23 protein-coding genes are annotated in these 21,857 nt (G+C 37.6%); 20 read left to right on the top strand and 3 right to left on the bottom strand.

The features are described 5' to 3' along the window. Positions 1–30: 30 nt before the first annotated feature. On the bottom strand, positions 31–519 hold the full coding sequence (cptIN, locus tag NQ558_RS13085; RefSeq protein WP_005362306.1) for a type III toxin-antitoxin system CptIN family toxin: 489 nt from the start codon (positions 517–519) through the stop codon (positions 31–33). Positions 520–807: 288 nt separating this feature from the next. Here cptIN and NQ558_RS13080 point away from each other — a divergent pair, with 288 nt between their 5' ends. From NQ558_RS13080 to NQ558_RS12995, 18 genes are all read left to right on the top strand, one after another. After that, positions 808–2,601 (top strand): recombinase family protein, encoded by a 1,794-nt coding sequence (locus NQ558_RS13080; RefSeq protein ID WP_005362302.1) that lies wholly within the window; start codon positions 808–810, stop codon positions 2,599–2,601. A 43-nt stretch (positions 2,602–2,644) separates the two neighbouring features. Then, the gene (locus tag NQ558_RS13075) at positions 2,645–3,535 is read left to right on the top strand and encodes a LysR family transcriptional regulator (protein ID WP_005362300.1); all 891 of its coding nucleotides are present in this window, start codon (positions 2,645–2,647) and stop codon (positions 3,533–3,535) included. Positions 3,536–3,693: 158 nt separating this feature from the next. Beyond that, positions 3,694–4,386, top strand: a complete 693-nt coding sequence (locus NQ558_RS13070) for a DUF4405 domain-containing protein (protein WP_005362298.1) — start codon at positions 3,694–3,696, stop codon at positions 4,384–4,386. Between the two features lie 17 nt (positions 4,387–4,403). Then, entirely contained in the window at positions 4,404–4,778 is a 375-nt protein-coding gene (locus NQ558_RS13065) for a hypothetical protein (protein WP_005362296.1), read from the top strand. A gap of 92 nt (positions 4,779–4,870) precedes the next feature. Beyond that, the gene (locus tag NQ558_RS13060) at positions 4,871–5,758 is read left to right on the top strand and encodes an aldo/keto reductase (protein WP_015528535.1); all 888 of its coding nucleotides are present in this window, start codon (positions 4,871–4,873) and stop codon (positions 5,756–5,758) included. Between the two features lie 18 nt (positions 5,759–5,776). Further along, positions 5,777–6,409, top strand: coding sequence for a flavodoxin family protein (locus NQ558_RS13055; RefSeq protein WP_005362293.1), 633 nt, complete (start codon positions 5,777–5,779; stop codon positions 6,407–6,409). Positions 6,410–6,454: 45 nt separating this feature from the next. Beyond that, complete coding sequence (locus NQ558_RS13050; protein WP_005362291.1) at positions 6,455–7,141, top strand: flavodoxin; 687 nt, start codon at positions 6,455–6,457, stop codon at positions 7,139–7,141. A gap of 144 nt (positions 7,142–7,285) precedes the next feature. Next, on the top strand, positions 7,286–8,287 hold the full coding sequence (locus NQ558_RS13045; RefSeq protein ID WP_005362290.1) for an aldo/keto reductase: 1,002 nt from the start codon (positions 7,286–7,288) through the stop codon (positions 8,285–8,287). A gap of 5 nt (positions 8,288–8,292) precedes the next feature. After that, entirely contained in the window at positions 8,293–8,730 is a 438-nt protein-coding gene (locus tag NQ558_RS13040; protein ID WP_242652139.1) for a flavodoxin family protein, read from the top strand. 126 nt (positions 8,731–8,856) lie between these two features. Then, positions 8,857–9,411, top strand: a complete 555-nt coding sequence (locus NQ558_RS13035) for a flavin reductase family protein (protein WP_005362287.1) — start codon at positions 8,857–8,859, stop codon at positions 9,409–9,411. Between the two features lie 15 nt (positions 9,412–9,426). Then, positions 9,427–10,194 carry a carboxymuconolactone decarboxylase family protein gene (locus NQ558_RS13030; protein ID WP_084812562.1) on the top strand — a complete coding sequence of 256 codons (768 nt, stop codon included), beginning with the start codon at positions 9,427–9,429 and terminating at the stop codon, positions 10,192–10,194. A 433-nt stretch (positions 10,195–10,627) separates the two neighbouring features. After that, positions 10,628–10,873, top strand: a complete 246-nt coding sequence (locus tag NQ558_RS13025; protein ID WP_005362284.1) for a TnpV protein — start codon at positions 10,628–10,630, stop codon at positions 10,871–10,873. Positions 10,874–11,016: 143 nt separating this feature from the next. Further along, positions 11,017–12,357, top strand: coding sequence for a TrkH family potassium uptake protein (locus tag NQ558_RS13020; RefSeq protein WP_084812561.1), 1,341 nt, complete (start codon positions 11,017–11,019; stop codon positions 12,355–12,357). 13 nt (positions 12,358–12,370) lie between these two features. Continuing rightward, positions 12,371–13,018, top strand: a complete 648-nt coding sequence (locus tag NQ558_RS13015) for a potassium channel family protein (RefSeq protein ID WP_005362281.1) — start codon at positions 12,371–12,373, stop codon at positions 13,016–13,018. Between the two features lie 3 nt (positions 13,019–13,021). Next, positions 13,022–13,570: a LysR family transcriptional regulator substrate-binding protein gene (locus tag NQ558_RS13010; protein WP_242652138.1), complete on the top strand. Its 549-nt coding sequence runs from the start codon at positions 13,022–13,024 to the stop codon at positions 13,568–13,570. Positions 13,571–13,672: 102 nt separating this feature from the next. Continuing rightward, on the top strand, positions 13,673–16,372 hold the full coding sequence (locus NQ558_RS13005) for a sensor histidine kinase (protein WP_005362272.1): 2,700 nt from the start codon (positions 13,673–13,675) through the stop codon (positions 16,370–16,372). After that, a complete protein-coding gene (locus NQ558_RS13000) occupies positions 16,365–17,066 on the top strand; it encodes a response regulator (RefSeq protein ID WP_005362271.1) in 702 nt (233 codons plus the stop codon). Before NQ558_RS13005 ends, NQ558_RS13000 begins: the two co-directional genes overlap by 8 nt. Before the next feature lie 160 nt (positions 17,067–17,226). Beyond that, on the top strand, positions 17,227–17,847 hold the full coding sequence (locus tag NQ558_RS12995) for a methylated-DNA--[protein]-cysteine S-methyltransferase (RefSeq protein ID WP_005362270.1): 621 nt from the start codon (positions 17,227–17,229) through the stop codon (positions 17,845–17,847). An 89-nt stretch (positions 17,848–17,936) separates the two neighbouring features. On the opposite strand, the gene NQ558_RS12990 is transcribed toward NQ558_RS12995, so the two are convergent. Next, on the bottom strand, positions 17,937–18,599 hold the full coding sequence (locus tag NQ558_RS12990) for a Crp/Fnr family transcriptional regulator (RefSeq protein ID WP_005362268.1): 663 nt from the start codon (positions 18,597–18,599) through the stop codon (positions 17,937–17,939). 181 nt (positions 18,600–18,780) lie between these two features. On the opposite strand from NQ558_RS12990, the gene NQ558_RS12985 reads away from it, so the two are divergent. Beyond that, a complete protein-coding gene (locus NQ558_RS12985) occupies positions 18,781–19,503 on the top strand; it encodes an ATP-binding protein (RefSeq protein ID WP_005362265.1) in 723 nt (240 codons plus the stop codon). A 65-nt stretch (positions 19,504–19,568) separates the two neighbouring features. On the opposite strand, the gene NQ558_RS12980 is transcribed toward NQ558_RS12985, so the two are convergent. Continuing rightward, the gene (locus NQ558_RS12980; protein ID WP_005362264.1) at positions 19,569–20,306 is read right to left on the bottom strand and encodes a LytR/AlgR family response regulator transcription factor; all 738 of its coding nucleotides are present in this window, start codon (positions 20,304–20,306) and stop codon (positions 19,569–19,571) included. Between the two features lie 584 nt (positions 20,307–20,890). Between NQ558_RS12980 and NQ558_RS12975 the strand changes: the two genes are divergently transcribed. Then, a complete protein-coding gene (locus NQ558_RS12975; protein ID WP_005362246.1) occupies positions 20,891–21,769 on the top strand; it encodes a phosphoribosylaminoimidazolesuccinocarboxamide synthase in 879 nt (292 codons plus the stop codon). Positions 21,770–21,857: the final 88 nt, after the last annotated feature.

The following is a 21,857-nucleotide window of genomic DNA, read 5'->3' as shown; positions in this document are numbered from 1 at the left end:
TGTAAATCAGACTGTCGCTTTTTTGTGAAATTATTCGGTTGCGTTATCTTTTACTTCTGCAAGCATAATCTGCTCTAGTCGGTCAATATCTGGAAATACCACTTTTTTGCCTCTGGAATGAAGCTGACGAATTTTTTTCATATGTGTTGTTACTTCCCTGTGAATGGAATGCTTAACAGGAACCGGATTATTATTTCGAGTATGTATATGGTCAAGATAGTAATCTCTGATTGGAAACATATTCTGGAGAAGAAAAGCAGCTTCTTTTCCATCAAATTCACCTAAAACAATCGTTAGGCACTTTCCGTATTTAGCCACCTGTTTATCGTGTATTGCTTTAAACTTTTCTACACGAGAACTGAGTGGAACCATCCATAACAGAGAAGTTTTATTGTCACGCAGACAGTAAAAAGTAGGACGGTATGTACCCCCTTCTTTGTTCTGCATTAAGTTGGAATCCCGTACTTTTTCAAAGTATTCATCTTTAATATGGTAAACGTATCCTTCTTGATATATCATGTTTATCACCTATAAAATAAGCCCTGCCATGCGGCAGGGCCGAAATTTTCGAGCCGGACATTTATTAGACGCTTCCGGTGAGCGAACAATATTTTCGAGCCGATCACTTATAAGCCGCCAACGGTGGGCGAACAATATTTTCGATGACAGAAATCCTGTCTCTATCATTATTATATGTTTGGAACGAAAATATGTCAATAAAAAATGAAAAGAAGTATTGAAAATAGTTGGAACAAGTACTAAAATAAAGTTGGGACAATAAAACAGAGTTATACTGCGAGGAAAATTATGAAGAATAAAAAGATTAAATGCGATATATATACCAGAGTATCCACAACCATGCAGGTAGATGGCTACAGTCTGGATGCTCAAAAAGAAAAACTCAAGAGATATGCGGAATTTCAGAACATGGAAATCGTAAATGAGTATTCCGATGAAGGTAAGTCTGGAAAGAGCGTAGAGGGCAGACCGGAATTTCAGAGAATGTTAGATAATATTGAGAATGGAACAGATGAGGTACAGTTTGTACTGGTGTTCAAGCTTTCCAGATTTGGTCGTAATGCGGCAGATGTTTTAAACTCTTTGCAGAGGATGCAGGATTTTGGAGTGAATCTGATCTGTGTAGAAGATGGAATTGACAGCTCAAAAGATAGTGGAAAGCTGATGATTTCCGTTCTGTCTGCGGTGGCAGAGATTGAACGAGAGAATATTCTTGTTCAGACAATGGAAGGACGTAAGCAGAAAGCCAGGGAAGGAAAATGGAACGGCGGGTTTGCTCCTTATGGCTATGAGCTAGTAAATGGAGAATTGCAGATCGCAGAGGACGAAGCAGAGATTATTCGTCTGATTTATGATAAATTTATTCATACCAATATGGGAATCTCTGCGATTGCTGCATGGCTGAACCAGCATGGATATAAAAAGAAAAAGCGACAGAATAATACACTGGATGCATTTGCCTCTTCGTTTATAAAAGGCGTTCTGGATAATCCGGTATACTGTGGAAAGCTAGCTTATGGACGAAGGAAGAACGAGAAAGTATCTGGTACAAGAAATGAATACCGTATTGTAAAGCAGGAAAATTATATGCTGCATGATGGTATTCATGAAGGAATCATTTCAGAAACAGACTGGGAGCTGGCTCATCAAAAACGAGAAAAAACAGGTGTGAAATATGAAAAGACACATAGTCTCGATCATGAGCATATTTTATCTGGAATATTGAGATGCCCATTATGTGGAAGCGGTATGTATGGAAACGTGAACCGAAAGAAAAAGAAAGACGGAACCTTATATAAGGATTATTTCTATTATGCTTGCAAACATCGTCGCCTGGTAGATGGTCATAAATGTGGATATCGTAAACAATGGAGCGAAGAGAAGATTAACAATGCAGTAGAAGAAGTCATTCGGAAGCTGGTGAAGAATCCTAAATTTGAAGAAGCAATCCTGAATAAAATCGGCTCAAGAATAGATACAGAAGAAATAGAAAAAGAGATTGAAGGACTGGAAAAACAGCACAGACAGCTGACCGGGGCAAAAGCAAGACTTGGACAGCAGATGGACAGTCTGGATATTATGGATAAATTTTATGAGAAGAAATATCAGGATATGGAGACAAGGTTATACCGTTTGTATGATGAAATTGAAGGCGTGGAGAATAGTATAGAAGAAGTAAAGAACCGCCTGTTGAATATCCGGCAACAGAAAATATCAGAAGAAAACGTCTATCAATTTCTTTTATATTTTGATAAACTATATGATAAGTTCACCGATCTGGAGAAGAAAGAATTTCTTAACAGCTTTGTAGAACAGGTGGACATTTATGAGCAGGAGCAGCCAGATGGCAGATTCCTGAAGCACATAAAGTTCCGCTTCCCGGTGTATTTCGGAGACAGGGAAACACAGGAACTTTGTTGGGACAACGAAAGTACCGTTGAGACGGTATGTTTATTGTCCAAACTCCACGAAGCGAAGCATCATGTGAATGTGAGACTTGACATGGACGAGATGGATTTAACGGCGGCTGAGAGCAAGGCTACTTATGAGGAGATAAAGAAGAGGCAATTATTGGGGCACTGAAAGCATTTCAGATGATTTAAAATCACAAAAAGGAGTGAATTACATGATGTATAATCCACAACTTGATACATTTATCTGCGTTGTCGAAGCTGGAAGCTTTAGTAAAGCGGCAGAAGAATTATATATAAGTGCACCTGCGGTTATTAAACAGATAAATTCTTTGGAAAACAGCTTAGATTTGCAATTATTTGAACGAACACACAGAGGTCTTATTATTACGGAAGCTGGTAAATCGCTCTATCAGGATGCAAAATATCTGATTCAATATTCAAAAGAATCGTTGATACGGGCGCAGGAAGCAATGAATCATAATGAAGAAATCATTCGTGTTGGAATATCTCCGATGACGCCACCGGAAGTTTTTGTGGAACTTTGGCCTAAGATACAGAAAATATATCCGGAGATGAAGTTTAAATTGATTACATTTGAAAATACACCGGAGAATGCAAGAGAGATACTGGCTAATATGGGAAAGAATATTGATGTGATAGCTGGAATCTTTGATGAAACAATGCTTGAACTCAGAGGCTGTGATGGCACTGAGATTTCAAGAGAACCATTTTGTGTGGCGGTATCAATTCATCACAGGCTGGCAACAAAAGAAAAAATTACACTTGATGATCTGGCTGGAGAAAATCTTATGATCATGCAAAGAGGATGGAGTTATTATGGCGATATGCTAAGGGATGATATGATGAAAAATCATCCTGAAATCAATATTGTAGACTTTAATCTGTACAATGTAGAAGCATTTAACCGATGCGAAAACAATAATGAGGTATTACTGGCATTCAAGAGCTGGGAAAGTGTTCATCCACTGATCAGAATCATTCCAGTAGATTGGAATTATACTATGCCGTTTGGAATTCTTCATTCGAAAAAACCGTCCATTAAGGTTAAGCGGCTGATAAATGCTATTAACAAGGTAAAATAAAAATTGAATACATGCGAGTAGAAACCTAAAGGTTAATACTGAATAACAAAACGAGACTTCTAATGGAGTCTCGTTTTGTTATACTTTAGCTGAAGTGAAAATGGAGGATACTATATGCAGATAAAGACAATATGAATGCTTTAGATAAGAGGTAGGATATGAAAAATAAACGATTTACAGCAAAAATATTGATAGATATAGGAATGACGATATGTTTGCTTCTTCTTATGCCATATAGTCTGCTCAGCGAGACTGCACATGAGTGGATTGGTATGGCGATGCTTGTGCTTTTTATTTCACATTACATACTGAATCATAAATGGGTGATCTCTGTAAGGAAAGGAAAATATAATGCGTTCAGAGTGATACAGACAGTACTGGTTATCATCATGCTTATTCTTATAATGGGTTCCATGATAAGTGGAATATTATTGTCAAATCACATATTTAAATGGATAAAGATTTCCGGAACATATATGACAGCCAGACAGATACATATGTTTTGCGCATACTGGGGACTGGTGGTGATGTCATTACATCTCGGATTTCATTGGAATATAGCGGTAGCAATGGCAGGACGATTATGGGAACATCCATCCGTCATCAGAACATGGGCAGCAAGATCTGTCGCAACCACAATTGCAGGTTATGGTTTATATGCATTTTACAGGAGACAGATAGGAGATTATCTGATTATGAGGATGCATTTTGTATTTTATGATTATGAAAAGGGGATCTTTCCTTTTCTGCTGGATTATCTGGCAGTAATGATATTGATAGCATTTATTGGATATTATAGTGGAGTGTTTCTAAAGAAAACAGGTAAGAGAAAACGAAAAGGTTCATACTGAAAGAAGGTGGTGTATTTATGGAAAAGCGGAAATTAGTACTTACAATTATTGGAGTTGTTATTTTAGCAATGGTAATCATGGTATATATCTACTTTTCAAAACCTGGCAGGGATGAAAAGAAGAATCAACAAACAATAAACCAGGTACAGACCGTACAGCAGAAGACAAATGAGAAAAAAGAAAATACAGAAAAAAATACATCCGGAGATGAATTGGAAAATGTTACGCCGGGAAGCGAAGAATACCGGGGCTTCCTCCTGGATAATGTTCTTCATTCTCCAAATGAAGGGGACATTCATTACAATGTATATATTCCGGATGCATATGACGGGACAAAGAAATTATGGGATGGCTGTTCAATCAGTAAGAACCAGAATAAACCGAAAGGTTAAGACTGAAAAACTTATCGAAACTTCTCAAAGGAATCTATCAGTATTATAGTATGAATGTAAGATGAATGAAAGAAAACAAGGAGGATACGACAATGGAATATATTTCATTAAATAATGGTGTAAAAATGCCAATACTGGGATATGGCGTATATCAGGTAACAAAAGAGGAATGTGAAAGATGTGTGCTTGATGCTTTAAAAGTTGGATACCGGGCGATTGATACAGCACAGAGTTATTTTAATGAGGAAGAGGTTGGGAATGCAATCCAAAAGTCAGGCATTCCAAGAGAAGAAATCTTCCTTACAACAAAGGTGTGGGTTGAACATTATGGATATGAAGAAGCAAAGAAATCAGTTCTTGAATCCATGAAAAAGTTAAAGACAGATTATCTGGATCTGGTATTGCTTCACCAGCCATTTTCAGATGCTTACGGTGCTTACCATGCATTGGAAGATCTGTACGATGAGGGAAAAATCAGAGCAATCGGAATTTCCAACTTTTATGTAGACAGAATGGTTGATTTTGCATCCTTCAACCGCATTAAACCTATGGTAAATCAGGTGGAAACCCACATCTTCAATCAGCAGAAAGAGATGAAGGAATGGGCAGACAAATATGACATCCGGTTAGAAGCATGGGCACCATTCGGTGAGGGCAGAGGAGGCACCTTTGAGAATCCTGTCATCGCAGAGATTGCAGAAAAATATCAGAAGACTCCGGCACAGGTTATGCTTCGCTGGCATATTCAGAGAGGGGTAGTGGTTATTCCGAAATCAACACACATTGAGAGAATGGAAGAAAACTTTAATGTTTTTGATTTCACACTTTCTGATGAAGATATGAAGACTATTGCAGAACTGGACAAGAAGACAAGCTCCTTCTTCTCGCATCAGGATCCGAATATGGTGGAATGGTTCGTGAAAATGGTTGAGGAAAGAAAAAAGAATAATGACAGTTCAAAAGAAAAAAAGAACTGGTAAGCATAAGAGGAAAAATCAATGAAAGTATTACTTGTCAATGGCAGTCCACACAAAAATGGCTGTACTTATACAGCTCTTTGTGAAGTATCCAGTGCATTAAATGAAAATGGCATAAGTACAGATATTTTTTGGATTGGAAACAAGCCGATTTCAGGATGTATTGCCTGCAGAAAATGTCAGGAAAAAAATAAATGCATCCTGGATGATATCGTGAATGAATTTCTGGAAATAGCAGGGGATTATGACGGATTCGTATTTGGAACTCCGGTACACTGGGGTGGTGCAGGCGGTGCAATCACATCCTTTATGGACAGAGTCTTTTATGCCGATTTAAACGGTGGCGGCGACAGATTCCGCCTGAAACCTGCCGCTGTGGTAATTTCAGCAAGAAGAGCCGGAACAACGGCCACATGGGATCAGGTAAATAAATATTTTGGTCTGATGCAGATGCCGATTATCACATCGAGATATTGGAATATGGTACATGGGACGAATCTGGATGAAGTAAAACAGGATCTCGAAGGAATGCAGGTTATGCAGATCCTTGGAAACAATATGGCATATTTCATTAACTGTAAAAATGTTGCGACAAAAATGGGAATTGAAATGCCAAAGGCACCGGATTTTGTATTTACCAATTTCATCCGATAGAAATTAGCGTGACAAACATTTTATACGACAGGAGGTGACCTTAGAATGAAAACAAAGAAAATAGCAGCAGTACTCTTAACATGCATCGTGGCAATCGGTTTGATGGCAGGATGTGGAGCAAGCAATACCAACCAGTCTGCTTCTAATAATGACAGCCAGTCTACAAGTACAAACCAGTCTGGGAATGAAGAAGCGGATACAAATTCCGAAAACACTACAGATACAACAGAAAATACATCAACAGGAAATGGAAAAACATTGGTTGTATATTATTCAGCTTCAGGAAATACAAAAGATGTTGCTGAAAAGATAGCAAAAATTACAGAGGCAGATCTGTTTGAAGTAGAGCCTGTGGAGCCATATACAGATGATGACCTTGACTGGACAGATGATGACAGCCGGGTGTCAAGAGAACATGATGATGAGAGCTTAAGAGATGTGGAACTGGTATCTACAACAGTTGATAACTGGGATTCATATGATACGGTATACATTGGCTATCCTATCTGGTGGGGAATTGCAGCATGGCCAGTAGATAACTTTGTAAAAGAGAATGACTTTACAGGAAAAACAGTCATCCCATTCTGTACAGCAGCGACTTCGGGAATCGGTGACAGCGGTAATCTTCTGGAAGAGATGACAGGAACAGGTGACTGGAAAGAAGGGGAACGATTCCATGGCGGAGCGTCTGAATCAGATATCAGTTCATGGATAGACAGTCTTGGATTATAAAAGAATATAAAAATATTTGGAGGAATCGTAATAAGTAAGACATAACCTTTAGGTTTAAACTGCCTAACAAAGAGAGACTTCTGTCCGGAGTCTCTTTTTCTTATACTTACAGTAAAGTTTGAAATATAGAAAAGGAAGATAAAGATGGAGATAAGAATTTTAGGAAGAGACTTAGAAGTATCAGAAATCGGATTTGGATGTATGGGAATGAGTCATGCATATGGAACTGTTTCAACACAGAAAGAAGCAGAAGAATTGATTGAAAAAGCGATCGATGAAGGCTGCACATTTTTTGATACGGCAGAGATATACGGAACAACAGAAGACCCTCATCACAATGAAAAACTGCTTGGGGAAGTGTTAAGGCCATATAGAAACAAAATTGTCCTTGCATCAAAGTGTGGGATACATTTTGATGAAACTGCAACAACTGTAAATAAACCTTTGATTCCTGATGGACGACCGGAGACGATTAAAGCATCGATTGAGGGATCTTTAATGAGACTTAACACAGACCATCTTGATTTATATTATATTCATCGTATTGACATGACTGTACCGATTGAGGAGACGGCAGGAGCTATGAAGGAGTTAATGGAGCAGGGAAAAATCACACACTGGGGGTTATCAGAAGCCAGTGAAGAGATTATTCAACGTGCACATAAAGTATGCCCGGTTACAGCGATTCAGAACAGATATTCCATGATGTACAGGGATTATGAGAAATTATTCCCAGTGCTTGAAGAATTGAAAATAGGATTTGTTGCATTTTCGCCGCTTGCAAATGGATTACTGACAGCAGCATATCATTCCCATGGGGAATTTGAAAAGCCGGGAGATTATCGAAGCGCAATGCCACAGTTTACAGAAGAAGGATTAAAGGAAAATAATGAATTTATGTCCTGGATGAAAGTGATTGCAGAAGAAAAAAATGCCACGCCTGCACAGATTTCTCTTGCCTGGATGCTTGCAAAGAAACCATATATCGTACCAATTCCGGGAACAAGAAAAGTAAATAGACTGGAAGAAAATATGGAATCAGCAGATATAAAGCTGACTCAGGATGAAGTAAAATCTATTGATGAGATGCTTGACCACATGCCGATGTCGCAGGTGTTTGGAGGCTCAAAAATACAGAAGAAATAAAAGAGGTGAGCAATGAAAACAAGGAAAAAGATAACCATAGGGGTAATAGTGGCTTTCTTGACGGCAGTCATGAAGATGTGGTTGAACAGGGAAAAAGAGAGGTAGAGGCAGGCTTTATGCCTCAGATTAATCCATTATCTGTAAATCTTGCTGATTATGATGTGATTGCTATCGGAACTCCAACGTGGTGGTATACGATGGCACCTGCAGTGCTTACATTTTTGACAACAAATGATTTTACAGGAAAGACAGTGATTCCATTTATGACAAATGGCGGATGGCCGGGACATGTAATTAAAGATATGAAGGACAAGTGCAAAGGAGCTGCCTTTGCACATGAAATGCAGATTCAGTTTGATTCTATGGGTAAAGACCATCTGGAAACTTCGGAAGATGTGATTACAGAATGGATCGGGCAGATAAAGATGGAGATAAACAAATAACCATAAGGTTAAGACTGACAAACAAACAGGAACTTCTGAAAAATATGCAAACTGCTTATAATAAATGTATAAAAAAACAGTGCCAACGGTAGACGGGCAAAAATAAGAATAAGGAGAGATAAGACAATGAGAAAGAATTTTGGAGCAAAACCATTTTTATATCTACAGCCGGTTATGATTCTGGGAACATATGATGAAAATGGAAAGGCAAATGCAATGAACGCTGCATGGGGCGGAATTGTAGGTGCAAATGAGATTATTGTAGATTTGTCTGCCCATAAGACAACAGACAATATTATAAAAAATAAGGCTTTTACAGTAGGGGTGGCAGATCTTGAACATCTGGTTGCCTGCGATTATGTGGGAATTGTTTCTGCAAATAAAGAAGCAGATAAGATGAAAAAAGCAGGCTTTACTACAACGAAAGGTGAATTTGTAAATGCACCAATCATCAATGAACTTCCACTGACTCTTGAGTGTGAACTTGTAAAAGTCATTGATGGCAGCAAGTATCTTGCGGAAATTAAAAATGTAAGTGCAGATGAGAAATATCTCGGTGATGACGGAGAAATTGATCTTAGTAAGTTTACACCAATTACATATGATCCGGTACATCACGGATATTACAGACTTGGAGAACGTGTGGGAAATGCTTTTAAGGATGGAGCAAAGTTAAAATAAGGACAGGTGATTAAAGTGAAAAAAATTGTACAGACAGCAGGAAGAAACGCACTGAATGATTTTGCACCACAGTTTGCACATTTTAATGATGATGTTTTGTTTGGAGAAAATTGGAATAATCAGGATATTGATGTAAAGACAAGATGTATTATAACAGTCACAGCACTTATCGCTTCAGGAATGATTAATACATCTTTAGTACATCATTTTGAAAATGCAAAAGCTCATGGAGTGACTCAGAAAGAAATTGCAGCCGTGATTACCCATATAGCTTTTTATGCAGGGTGGCCAAAAGGATGGGCGGCATTCAATCTTGCAAAAGATGTCTGGAGTATAGACGAAGGTGATCTTTCATATGAAGATGAAGCAATGAGAGCTCATGCTAAAAAGATGATATTCCCGATTGGAGACCCAAATGATAAATTTGCACAATATTTTACAGGGAAAAGTTTTTTGGCTCCTGTGTCTACGTCACAGGTTGGAATTTTCAATGTGACTTTTGAACCTGGTTGCAGGAATAACTGGCATATTCATCATGCAAAAAGCGGAGGCGGACAGATTCTTATCTGCATTGCAGGACGTGGATACTATCAGGAAGAAGGAAAAGAAGCAGTAGAAATGAAACCTGGAGATTGTGTCAATATTCCGGCAGAAGTAAAACACTGGCATGGAGCAGCACCAGATGAATGGTTTTCACATCTGGCAATTGAAGTACCGGGAGAAAAAACATCATCCGAATGGTGTGAAACAGTAACGGATGAGATATATGGAAAACTGAAATAAGTACTTAAGTCCAATGTGAAATTTACTTTTTTATTTAACGGAAGAATATAGATAAGAACTAAGACTTGATAAAAACAAACCAATACTCTATATTTAGCAGTGGAGATTCTATACCCAAAAAAAGAAAACGTGAATGCGCAAATGAAGCTCAAACCCTTGTGGTTTGGGCTTTTTCTAATTTTTATAGAAACTTGAGAATAATAATTTTCAAAAAGTCAATTATCCATTTGTAATATTTTTTGAAGGAAAAAGTTTACAAAAGCATTTAGGCAATATTTACAAATTTTTTGAAAAAGGAATAGTTTCGCAAGAGTAACAGAGTGGCAATCGAGTAATATCGGTTGCTTTTTTGTTGCCCAATTTTAGAAATTGTCGATTGTCCCCGGAAGAATGATTTCTAAAAATTACAAATTTGAAAAGGACGGTAAGTACTATGGAAAAACTGACTTATACAAATATAAATGGATACCTTATTCCGAACCTCACTTATAAATCCGGTGAGCAGATGGAGCAGCTTGGCAAATATGGATTCTTACGCAGAGATTATCTGAAGAACCATAGGAATTCAACGTATCAGGTGATGCTTTTACAGGATACCATTGGAGAGCATCTTCTGGAAGTGGACAAGCTAGCCAGAGGGAGGAAAGAAGTCAATTTGATGTTGGACGGTATCCTGTAACGAGTGCTCTCAAAAGATTTCAGACTTCTGCTAATCTTTATACAATCTTAATTTCAAAACAAACTTACTTACGCCCATTTAATACAAATAAAGATAGAGTAAAGGCAATATAAAGAAGAAATTAAGATTATGGGGATATAGTTATGCAACAGACAAAAAGATCAAGACATCGACATATGACATCATTTCAAGTGATTAGTTTAGGGTTTTTATCCGTGATTCTCTTAGGCAGCCTGCTTTTGATGCTGCCGATTGCTACAAAAAGCGGTCAGTGTACCTCCTTTTTGGATGCTTTGTTTACCTCAACTTCTGCGGTTTGTGTGACGGGACTGGTTATTAATGATACGGCAACCTACTGGTCTTTATTTGGACAAGGAATTATTTTACTGCTGATTCAAATCGGAGGTATGGGAATTATTACGATTGCTATTGCGATTGCTGTTGTATCCGGACGCAAAATCGGGTTGATGCAGCGAAGTACCATGCAGGAGGCAATTTCAGCTCCAACGGTGGGCGGCATTGTACGGAGAACGCAATTTATTATCCGGACTACTATTCTTATCGAAATCATCGGTGCGGCTCTTTTAGCCCCTGTTTTTTGTAGGGACTTTGGGTTTTGGAAAGGAATATGGTATTCGCTGTTCCATTCTATTTCTGCTTTTTGCAATGCAGGATTTGATCTAATCGGTATAAGAACTCCTTTTTCCTCGTTGACCTCTTATTCTGTACAGCCGATTATAAATCTTGTAATTATGGCGCTGATTGTTGCAGGAGGTATTGGATTCCTTACATGGGAGGATATAAAGATTCATAAATGGCATTTCAAAAAATACCGGATGCAAAGCAAGGTGATTTTTATGGTAACAGGACTATTGATATTCTTACCGGCTCTTTACTTTTTTTGCTTTGAATTTTCAAATGTGCCTCTTACGGAAAGAGTATGGGTTTCCTTGTTTCAATCCGTTACGCCGAGAACTGCAGGATTTAATACGGCAGATTTGACTTTACTCAGTGAAGTTGGGCAAATGCTTATCATTATTCTGATGCTTATCGGTGGCTCTCCCGGTTCCACTGCAGGTGGTATGAAAACGACAACTCTTGCAGTTCTCGTTTCATCGGCATTATCTGTATTTAGGAAAAAGGAACACACCCATTTTTTCGGCAGACAAATTCCAGATGGCACTATCAGAAATGCAACTACAATTTTTTTGATGTATATCGTTTTATTTCTTGTGGGAGGAATGGTAATTAGCAGCACAGAAGATATTCCACTTATGACCGCTTTGTTTGAGACTGCGTCGGCAATCGGAACAGTAGGGTTATCGCTGGGAATAACTCCTGATCTGGGGCTTGTTTCCCATATAATCTTGATTTGCCTGATGTTTTTTGGCAGAGTGGGAGGATTGACCTTGATTTTTGCCACAATTTCTGAAAAAAAGTCTAACGGTTCAAAATATCCTCAGGAAAAAATTACAGTAGGTTAAGGAGAATAAAAAAATGAAATCAATATTACTTATCGGTCTGGGAAGATTCGGACGGCATATTGCTATGAAATTAGATGAATTACATCATCAGGTGATGGCGGTAGATAAAGAAGAGACTCGAGTTGATGCTGTACTTCCCTTTGTAACTAACGCTCAGATTGGGGATGCGACGAATGAGGATTTTTTAAGTTCGCTTGGTGTTGGAAATTTTGATGTTTGTATGGTGGCTATCGGAGATAACTTTCAGAATTCATTGGAAGTAACGTCCCTTTTGAAGGAACTCGGTGCAAGAATGGTGGTGTCTCGTGCCGCTCGTGATGTTCATGCAAAATTTCTTTTACGGAACGGCGCAGATGAAATTGTTTATCCCGAAAGGCAGCTTGCCGATTGGGTTGCGATCCGTTATAGTGCTGATCATATTTTCGATTACATAGAACTAGATGAAGAACATGCAATTTTTGAAATGTCTATACCGGGAGAATGGATAGGAAAAACAATCGGTCAGTTGGATATACGAAAAAAATATAACATTAATATTATGGCGCTGAAAACAAATGATATTATGAATTTGAAAATAAGTTCCGATACGCAGTTGTTAAAGGATAGTACCATGCTTGTTCTTGGGGAGACGAAACATATTCAAAAATGTTTTCATATTTAATTTTTGAAAGAAGTTGGTGATATGAAAGATTTTGTTTTACTTATAGTGGTATTGGCGGCATTTATTTATGGTTATTTTATTATGGAAAAGCTGGATAAATTTCTCGAGGAAAATCAATCCCAAAAACTTATTTCAGATTCTAAGCTCAGGATTGGATTTGAAACACCTGCAATCATAGATTCTATTGCAGATCTATTAGAACAATTTTCAAGTGAATACCCAGACTATGAGTTGAACCTGTTTTACGGTTCTGCAAGTGAAATAATAAATGGGCTAGGAAATAATAAACTTGATTTTGGCTTTATCATAGAAAGTCACAACGATATTTTGAAAGATGAGTATTGTTCCTTATCCCTTCAAATAAAGCAGAGTGTCATTACTCCAGACTCTATAGACATTGCGGTACATCCCATCAATACGATTGAGAAACCAGCGAGAGTGATATGGCAAAATGACATTAATTGTATGAAGGGGCTATTTGTCGAAAAATTGCGTGATTTTTCGGAGTGTTTTATGCTTTCGGCTACATGCCCGAATGGAAAAAAAGAATAAAAGGTGGTATAATCTTTATGCGATTTTAATTTCAGTGTTAAAATACTTTTCTGAAATTTACTTATTATTCTATATAACGTTTTTGTACAAGGAGATGACCGTATGGGTGAAAGCAGACACAATCCGAATCAGTTATTAAAGGCAATCCAAGCTGATGAAGAAAACCGTAATAAAGGACATTTGAAAATCTTTTTCGGATACGCAGCTGGTGTGGGTAAAACCTACGCCATGTTAGAAGCGGCTCATATGGAAAAACAGCAGGGAATTGACGTGGTAGCCGGTTATGTAGAACCCCACGCATGCCCCAAAACAGCAGCTCTTTTGAATGGCTTAGAAGTTCTTCCTACAAGGGAGGTTCTCTATAATGGTATGATACTGAACGAATTCGACATTGACATGGCACTGAAAAGAAAACCACAGCTTATCCTTGTAGATGAACTTGCGCATACGAATGCCGAAGGATGCCGTCATGCAAAACGGTATCAGGACATTAAGGAACTTTTGAATGCAGGGATCGATGTCTATACGACTGTCAATGTTCAGCATATTGAAAGCCTTTGTGATACAGTTGCATCCATTACGGAAATTGTTGTACAGGAACGCATCCCGGATTCTCTGTTTGATAATGCAGATCAGGTTGAATTAATAGATATTGAACCACAGGATTTGATCGACCGTTTGAATACAGGAAATGTATACAGACAGACACAGGCAAAACAGGCGGTAGAAAATTTTTTTACAATAGAAAATCTGACAGCTCTCCGGGAGATTGCACTGCGGCGATGTGCGGACCGGGTGAATATTCTCACAGAAAATGCCCGCATAAAAAATCATGGAGATTATCACACAGACGAACATATTCTTGTATGTCTATCTTCTTCTCCATCCAATACGAAAATTATCCGTACCGCCGCAAAAATGGCTTCTGCTTTTAAAGGGGAGTTTACGGCTCTGTTTGTAGAACCCCCAGATTTTTCGGAGATGAGCGAGGAAAATGTAAAACGCCTGCGTTCAAATATTCGTCTTGCTGAGCAACTTGGGGCAAAAATTGAAACAGTTTACGGAGAAGATGTTCCGTTTCAGATTGCGGAATTCACCCGTTTGTCCGGTGTGTCAAAGATTGTGATCGGACGTAGCTCTGCTACAAAACGGCATTTGCTCAGCAAACCGACCCTGACAGAAAAATTGATTGAATATGCCCCTAACCTGGAGGTGCATATTATTCCGGATACGGTTTCTAATGCGGCAGTGTATCAGTTAAGAGGGGGAAGGAAAAAGAACCATATCCTATTCTCTGTCACTGATACATTAAAATCTGCTGCAATTTTGATTTTATCCAGTTTAGTCGGAATGATCTTCCAGAAATTTGGATTTGACGAAGCAAATATCATTACTGTTTTTGTTTTAGGCGTTCTTGTCACCGCTGTCATCACGAAACATCAGATATACAGCCTAATTTCCTCGATTGTAAGTGTTTTGGTCTTTAATTTCCTGTTTACGGAACCTCAATTTACCTTGCAGGCGTATGATCAGGGTTATCCTGTTACTTTTATTATCATGTTTTTGGCGGCATTTTTAACCGGTTCTCTTGCTATACGGATTAAAAACCAGGCAAAACAGGCGGCACAATCTGCTTACCGTACCAAAGTGTTATTTGATACAAACCAGCTATTGCAACAGGCAAAAGATAAAAATGAAATTGTATCTGCAACTTCAAATCAGCTCATTAAACTCTTGGAAAAAGATATCGTTTTTTATTTAGCTGATGGAGAAGTGTTGGATACGCCGCATATTTTTTCTGTAACGGAGGAAAATTTGGAATCGTGTATTTCCGAAAATGAAAAGGCCGTTGCCGGCTGGGTATTGAAAAACAATAAACGTGCCGGAGCTACAACAGGAACGCTTTCCAATGCAAAATGCCTGTACCTTGCTGTTCGCAGCAACAGTATGGTATATGGAGTTGTTGGAATCGTGATGGGGGAAATACCTCTTGATCCATTTGAAAACAGTATTCTACTGTCCATTCTCGGAGAATGTGCTCTGGCTTTGGAAAATGAGAAAAATGCCCGTGAGAAACAGGAGGCGGCTATCCTTGCAAAAAATGAACAGTTGCGAGCGAACCTGTTGCGTGCTATTTCACATGATTTGAGGACACCGCTGACATCCATTTCCGGTAATGCCAGCAACCTTTTGTCCAATGGCGATTCCTTTGATAATGATACAAAAAAGCAGCTGTACATGTATATTTATGATGATTCCATGTGGCTGATTAACCTTGTAGAAAACCTGCTGGCTGTAACCCGAATTGAAGAAGGACGGTTAAATCTCCGTATAACGGAAGATTTGATGGATGACGTGATCACAGAAGCGTTACATCATATTAACCGAAAGAGTGAAGAACATCATATTTCCGTTGAAAGCAAAGAAGAATTTCTTCTTGCAAAAATGGATGCAAAGCTTATTGTTCAGGTAATCATCAATATTGTTGATAATGCTATCAAATATACACCTAAAAATTCTCATATTGTTATTCGGACAGAAAAGCAGGGAAAACAAGCAATCGTATCTATATCGGATGACGGAAACGGAATTGCTGACGAAATAAAGCCACGAATATTCGATATGTTTTACAGTGGTGCAAATCAAATCGCAGACAGCCGCCGAAGTTTAGGACTTGGATTATCTTTGTGCAAGTCCATTATTAACGCCCACGGCGGAGAACTTACTGTTTCAGATAATCTGCCGCACGGAACAGTATTTACATTTACATTACCGGCAGGGGAGGTCAAAGTATATGAATAAGTCACTAATATTAGTTGTAGAAGATGACACATCTGTCAGAAATTTAATTACAACAACCTTAAAAGCGCACGAATACCGATATCTGACGGCGCCCGATGGTCAATCGGCAATTTTAGAAGCATCTTCACACAATCCTGACATTGTTTTACTTGATTTAGGACTTCCTGATATGGATGGCGTTGAGATTATTAAAAAAATCCGTACTTGGTCAAACATGCCAATTATCGTAATCAGTGCTCGCAGTGAAGATACCGATAAAATTGATGCGTTGGATGCTGGTGCAGATGATTATTTAACAAAGCCATTTTCTGTTGAAGAACTGCTTGCCAGACTACGAGTCACGCAAAGAAGGTTATTGATGATGCAAAAAGTATCCCCTGCCGAAGCGGTTGTTTTTGTAAACGGAAAACTTCGTGTAGATTATGCTGCAGGTTGTGCTTATTTGAATGAAGAAGAGTTGCATTTAACACCTATTGAATATAAGTTGCTTTGCCTGTTGACAAGAAATATAGGAAAAGTTCTGACCCATACTTTCCTTACGCAAAGCATTTGGGGAAGTAGTTGGGATAATGATATTGCCTCCCTTCGTGTGTTTATGGCAACACTTCGTAAAAAAATCGAGAAAGAACCGAACTCTCCACAATATATCCAAACACACATTGGTGTTGGGTATCGGATGCTGAAAGTTGATTGAACTTCACAACACCATAGTTAAAATTGGAATATAAGCTGTAGATCTGTATAAGAGACCTGTACGCACGGTTCAATGGAAAGGTAGCTTATCCTATTTTTGAAGAAATTGGAATAGATTAGTGTTACAATAGAAAAAAACAAATTTTCGAAAGGCGAGCATTATGAAAACCAGACAGCAGGCAGTTGATTATGGACTAACTTTTAAAGATACATATATGGAAACTCCTTTCAGGGACACTAATTGGCAGCTTATTAGAGTGAAAGGTAGCAAGAAAGCATTTCTTTGGATTTATGAAAGGAACGGCTTTATTAATCTTAATGTGAAAGTTGATCCACAGTGGAGAGATTTTTGGAGAGAAACTTACAAGTCTGTAATTGCAGGATATCATCAGAATAAGGAACATTGGAATACTATTATTCTTGATGGAACTATATCTGATAAGGAAATCAAAAGAATGATAGCTGAAAGTTATGATATTATTACGGACAGCCCAACTAAGCGAATTTATGAAGCTGTGAAGAAGATTCCAAAGGGACATGTTGCCACTTATGGAAGAATTGCTGAAATGGCAGGTGAGCCTAAGATGGCAAGGGCTGTGGGCAATGCGCTACACAAGAATCCTGATCCGGAGCATATTCCATGTTTTCGCGTGGTTAATTCTAAGGGTGAACTTTCAGGAGCCTTTGCTTTTGGTGGTGAAAATGAGCAGGCAAGAAGACTTATGGCGGACGGAGTTGAAGTGGTTAACGGTAAAGTTGACTTAAAGAAGTATGGAATTTAAAAACCTGCATATACTGACTAAAAGCGTCAAAATCTTGAAGAAATGTCAAAAAACGGCTGTAATCCCTTTAAATAAAGGGATTCTCAAAATTAAAACTCAGAATCATAATTTATGTTCAATTTGAATCTATTCTTATTAAAAGTAATAATTCCTTCATCCTGCATTTTTCCCAGTTCTTTAGAAAGTGCGCTACGGTCAAGGTTAAGGTAGTCAGCCATTTGCTGGCGGTTAAATGGAATCTGAAATTCTGTGTTATTGTGTTTTATGGACTGGTTTGACAGGTAAGTCAAAACTCGTCCACGAACACTTTTTGACGAAGTGCAGAATATTCTTGTTGATAATGTTAAATTCTTTCTTGTGGAAAGCACCAAAAGATTATAAGTAAAGGTGTTGTACCATGAAGCACTGTTATTGATTGGCGCAAAAATCTGTCTCATATTAAGCATAAGTATTGTGGAATCTTTTGTGGCAACTGCGTCCACCATCATAGGCTCATTGCAAAGGGCGTAGCTTTCGGCGAAAATCTGTCCAACATCAATGTTACTTAGAATACTTTTGTTGTCCCACATATCTATCATTTCAATATTTATGCTACCTTCCAGCACAATTCCAATTTCGTGTACAATGTCCCCGGCTCTAAATATGAAAGAATTTTTCTTATATTTTTTCTCAGTCATACAATGTTTGTTTTTCATGTCTTCAATTTGTTCCAAAGTTAATCCTTTAAACAAGGGTATATTTAAAATAATCATAAAACTCCTTTTTGGTTGCCATAACCACCGAAAATATAAGAAAAGTATACTATAATCCTAAAATGTAAACAAGATTACAGAAATGACTTTAAATTAAAAACAAAATTAAAAGTCAAAATATGTAATTTTTTCAAAAAAAATGATTTAAGATAGAAATAATACTTTTTAAGAGAGGTTCAAAATGATTAGAAGAGTAATAAATATTGATGAAGAAAAATGTAACGGTTGTGGTATTTGCGTTAATGCCTGCCACGAAGGTGCAATAGGTCTTGTTGACGGAAAGGCTAAGCTTCTTAGAGATGATTATTGCGACGGTTTAGGTGATTGCCTTCCAACTTGCCCTACAGGGGCTATTACTTTCGTTGAAAGAGAAGCGGCTGCATATGATGAAGCAGCAGTTAAGGAAAATATGCGTAAGAAAGCGGAAGCAGAAAAGAGTCAGGTAAAAACTCCTGTTGCACATCAGGGATGTCCCGGACAGAGAATGATGCAACTTAACAGAAATAGGGAAGAAAAGGTTGAAACTAATGTTAAATTAACTTCTAAGCTTGCCCAGTGGCCTGTTCAGATTAAGCTTGTGCCAATTAACGCACCTTATTTTGATGGAGCTAACCTTTTAATAGCAGCAGATTGTACAGCTTATGCTTACGCTAATTTCCATCAGGAATTTATGAATGGAAAGATTACAATTGTAGGTTGTCCAAAGCTTGACGCAGTGGATTACAGCGAAAAGCTTACGGAGATAATTAGAAATAATGACATTAAAAGTGTAACAATAGTAAGAATGGAAGTGCCATGTTGTGGTGGACTTGAAAATGCCACAAAGACAGCATTGCAGAACAGTGGGAAGTTCATTCCATGGAATGTTGTTACAATATCAATTGACGGACAGATTCTATTATAAAAATTACTTCATAACAAAAATAGCGAAGGTACCATAACAATACTTTCGCTATTTTTTTATAATTATTAATTAGCTTCATCATTCAGCATTTTGTCTTTCATTTTTTCAAAAATAAAGTCAGCATAAACGTTATTAATTTCTTTGATTTTTCTACGGCTTATTGGAATGGTTGAATTGTCGCTTAATATGAAGCAGTTGTTTTCCTTATTGATAACTTCATAAAGATTAACAATTATTCCTTTGCAACAGCTTATTAAAAAAGAAAATGGTGAAATTAATTCTAAGAAGTTTCCGAAAGACATACGGAATGAAATATCGTTACGGGATTTGGTGTGAATAAAGATTTTGTGATTAATATATTCGCCATAAATAATATCGCGAAGGTATAGTTTTCGGTCATTAGGAAGAGTAATAAAAAGTGAGAGACGGGAATCAACCTTAATAAGTTTTTGTACCATAGTGTGAACCATATTTTGAGAAAAAGGTTTTACAAGGTAGAAAGATGCGTCAACGCAATAGCTTTCGCTGGCAAATTCATTACTTGTAGTGCAGAAAATTATTTTCACGGATGCGTCTGTCTTACGAATCTGTCTGGCAACATCAACACCGGTAAGCTGATCCATAAAAATATCAAGAAAAACTATATCGTACATACCTGGTTTCCATACAGAAAGGAATGTTTCACCAGTGCTGAAAAGTTGCTTAGTACAACTCGAATAAACAGTTCCATGCAATTCTTTATCAATCATAGTTGTAAGTTTCTTGATTTCGCCATAGTCATCATCAACGAAAGCCAGTCTCATAAATATCCCCTCCTAAAAACAGTAATTTTACTAATAAAATTATAGCACAGTTTATTAAAATTTAAAAATAAAAATACCGTTTAAGTTAAAATAGCACCGCTTGAGTTAATTTTATTGAAAAAAACATTGCTATGATGGATAATTCTTTTCGGGGGAAAGAGAAAGGTTTCAACGGGGGGAAGAAGCTTTTTTCCATCAGAGTAAAGCAGGTTTACAATTTGGTATTATAGGGTAATAATGCATATTAAAAATGTCCGGAATAACGGACAACATTTGATTTGATGGGGGGATACATTAAACAGTAAGTGGTATTTTTTAGCACGAAAAGTCGGAAATTAAGTAAATCTGTAATTAAAGAGAGTGTGACGGGTAAGGTGTCATTTGCAGAAGAAAATTTTGCAGGTGGCGCCTTTCTACTTTTATATTGTAGTTATATATACAGAATATTCTGGAAATCTTTGTATTGTTATGTAGAAAAAATATGATATAATGTACGCGTATGCAATACAGATGTCGGAAGGTGTAGAACACCGGGGCATTTTAAACATCAAAAGGACAAATTAAATAAAAGAGAGGTATGTACAATGAGCGCAAATGAATTAAAGCCTATTAAAGAAGGAAAAGTTCGCGAAATTTATGACAATGGCGACAGCTTAATTATGGTTGCAACAGACAGAATTAGTTGTTTTGACGTTATTTTAAATAACGAAGTTACTAAAAAAGGAACAGTATTAACTCAGATGTCCAAGTTTTGGTTTGATTTAACAGAAGATATTCTTCCAAACCATATGATTACAGTAGATGTAAATGAAATGCCTGAATTTTTCAGACAGCCAAAATTTGATGGAAACAGTATGATGTGCAAGAAGCTTGAAATGCTTCCAATTGAATGTATTGTTCGTGGATACATTACAGGTAGTGGTTGGGCAAGCTACAAAGAGAACGGTACAGTCTGCGGAATTAAGCTTCCAGAAGGCTTAAAGGAATCAGACAAGTTGCCAGAACCTATTTACACACCATCAACTAAGGCTGAAATCGGTGATCACGATGAAAATATTTCATATGAACAGAGTATTGAAGTTTTAGAAAAACAGTTCCCTGGAAAAGGCGAAGAATATGCTAAGAAGTTGAAAGACTGCACAATCGCTCTTTACAAGAAATGTGCTGATTACGCATTAGAGCGTGGAATCATTATTGCTGATACTAAGTTTGAATTTGGTTTAGACGAAAACGGAAACATTGTTATTGGTGATGAAATGCTTACACCTGACAGCTCACGTTTCTGGCCTGCAGATGGATATGAACCGGGACACGGTCAGCCATCATTTGACAAGCAGTTTGCACGTGACTGGTTAAAACAGAATGAAGGTCACAACTGGACATTACCTCAGGATATTGTAGATAAGACTATTGAAAAATATCTTCAGGCATATGAACTTTTAACAGGTGAAAAATTAAAATAAGTTAAATTTAAAAATTTATATAGATAATAGTGGTAACGGTGGTTGCCACTATTTCTTTGCGTAACGATAAATAATTAAGTTGGGAAAA

This window comes from Eubacterium ventriosum (genome assembly GCF_025150745.1).
Classification (GTDB): Bacteria; Bacillota; Clostridia; order Lachnospirales; family Lachnospiraceae; genus Eubacterium_G; species Eubacterium_G ventriosum.
The sequence above is the reverse complement of the archived record's forward strand: the minus strand, read 5'-3'. Positions and strand labels throughout refer to the sequence as shown.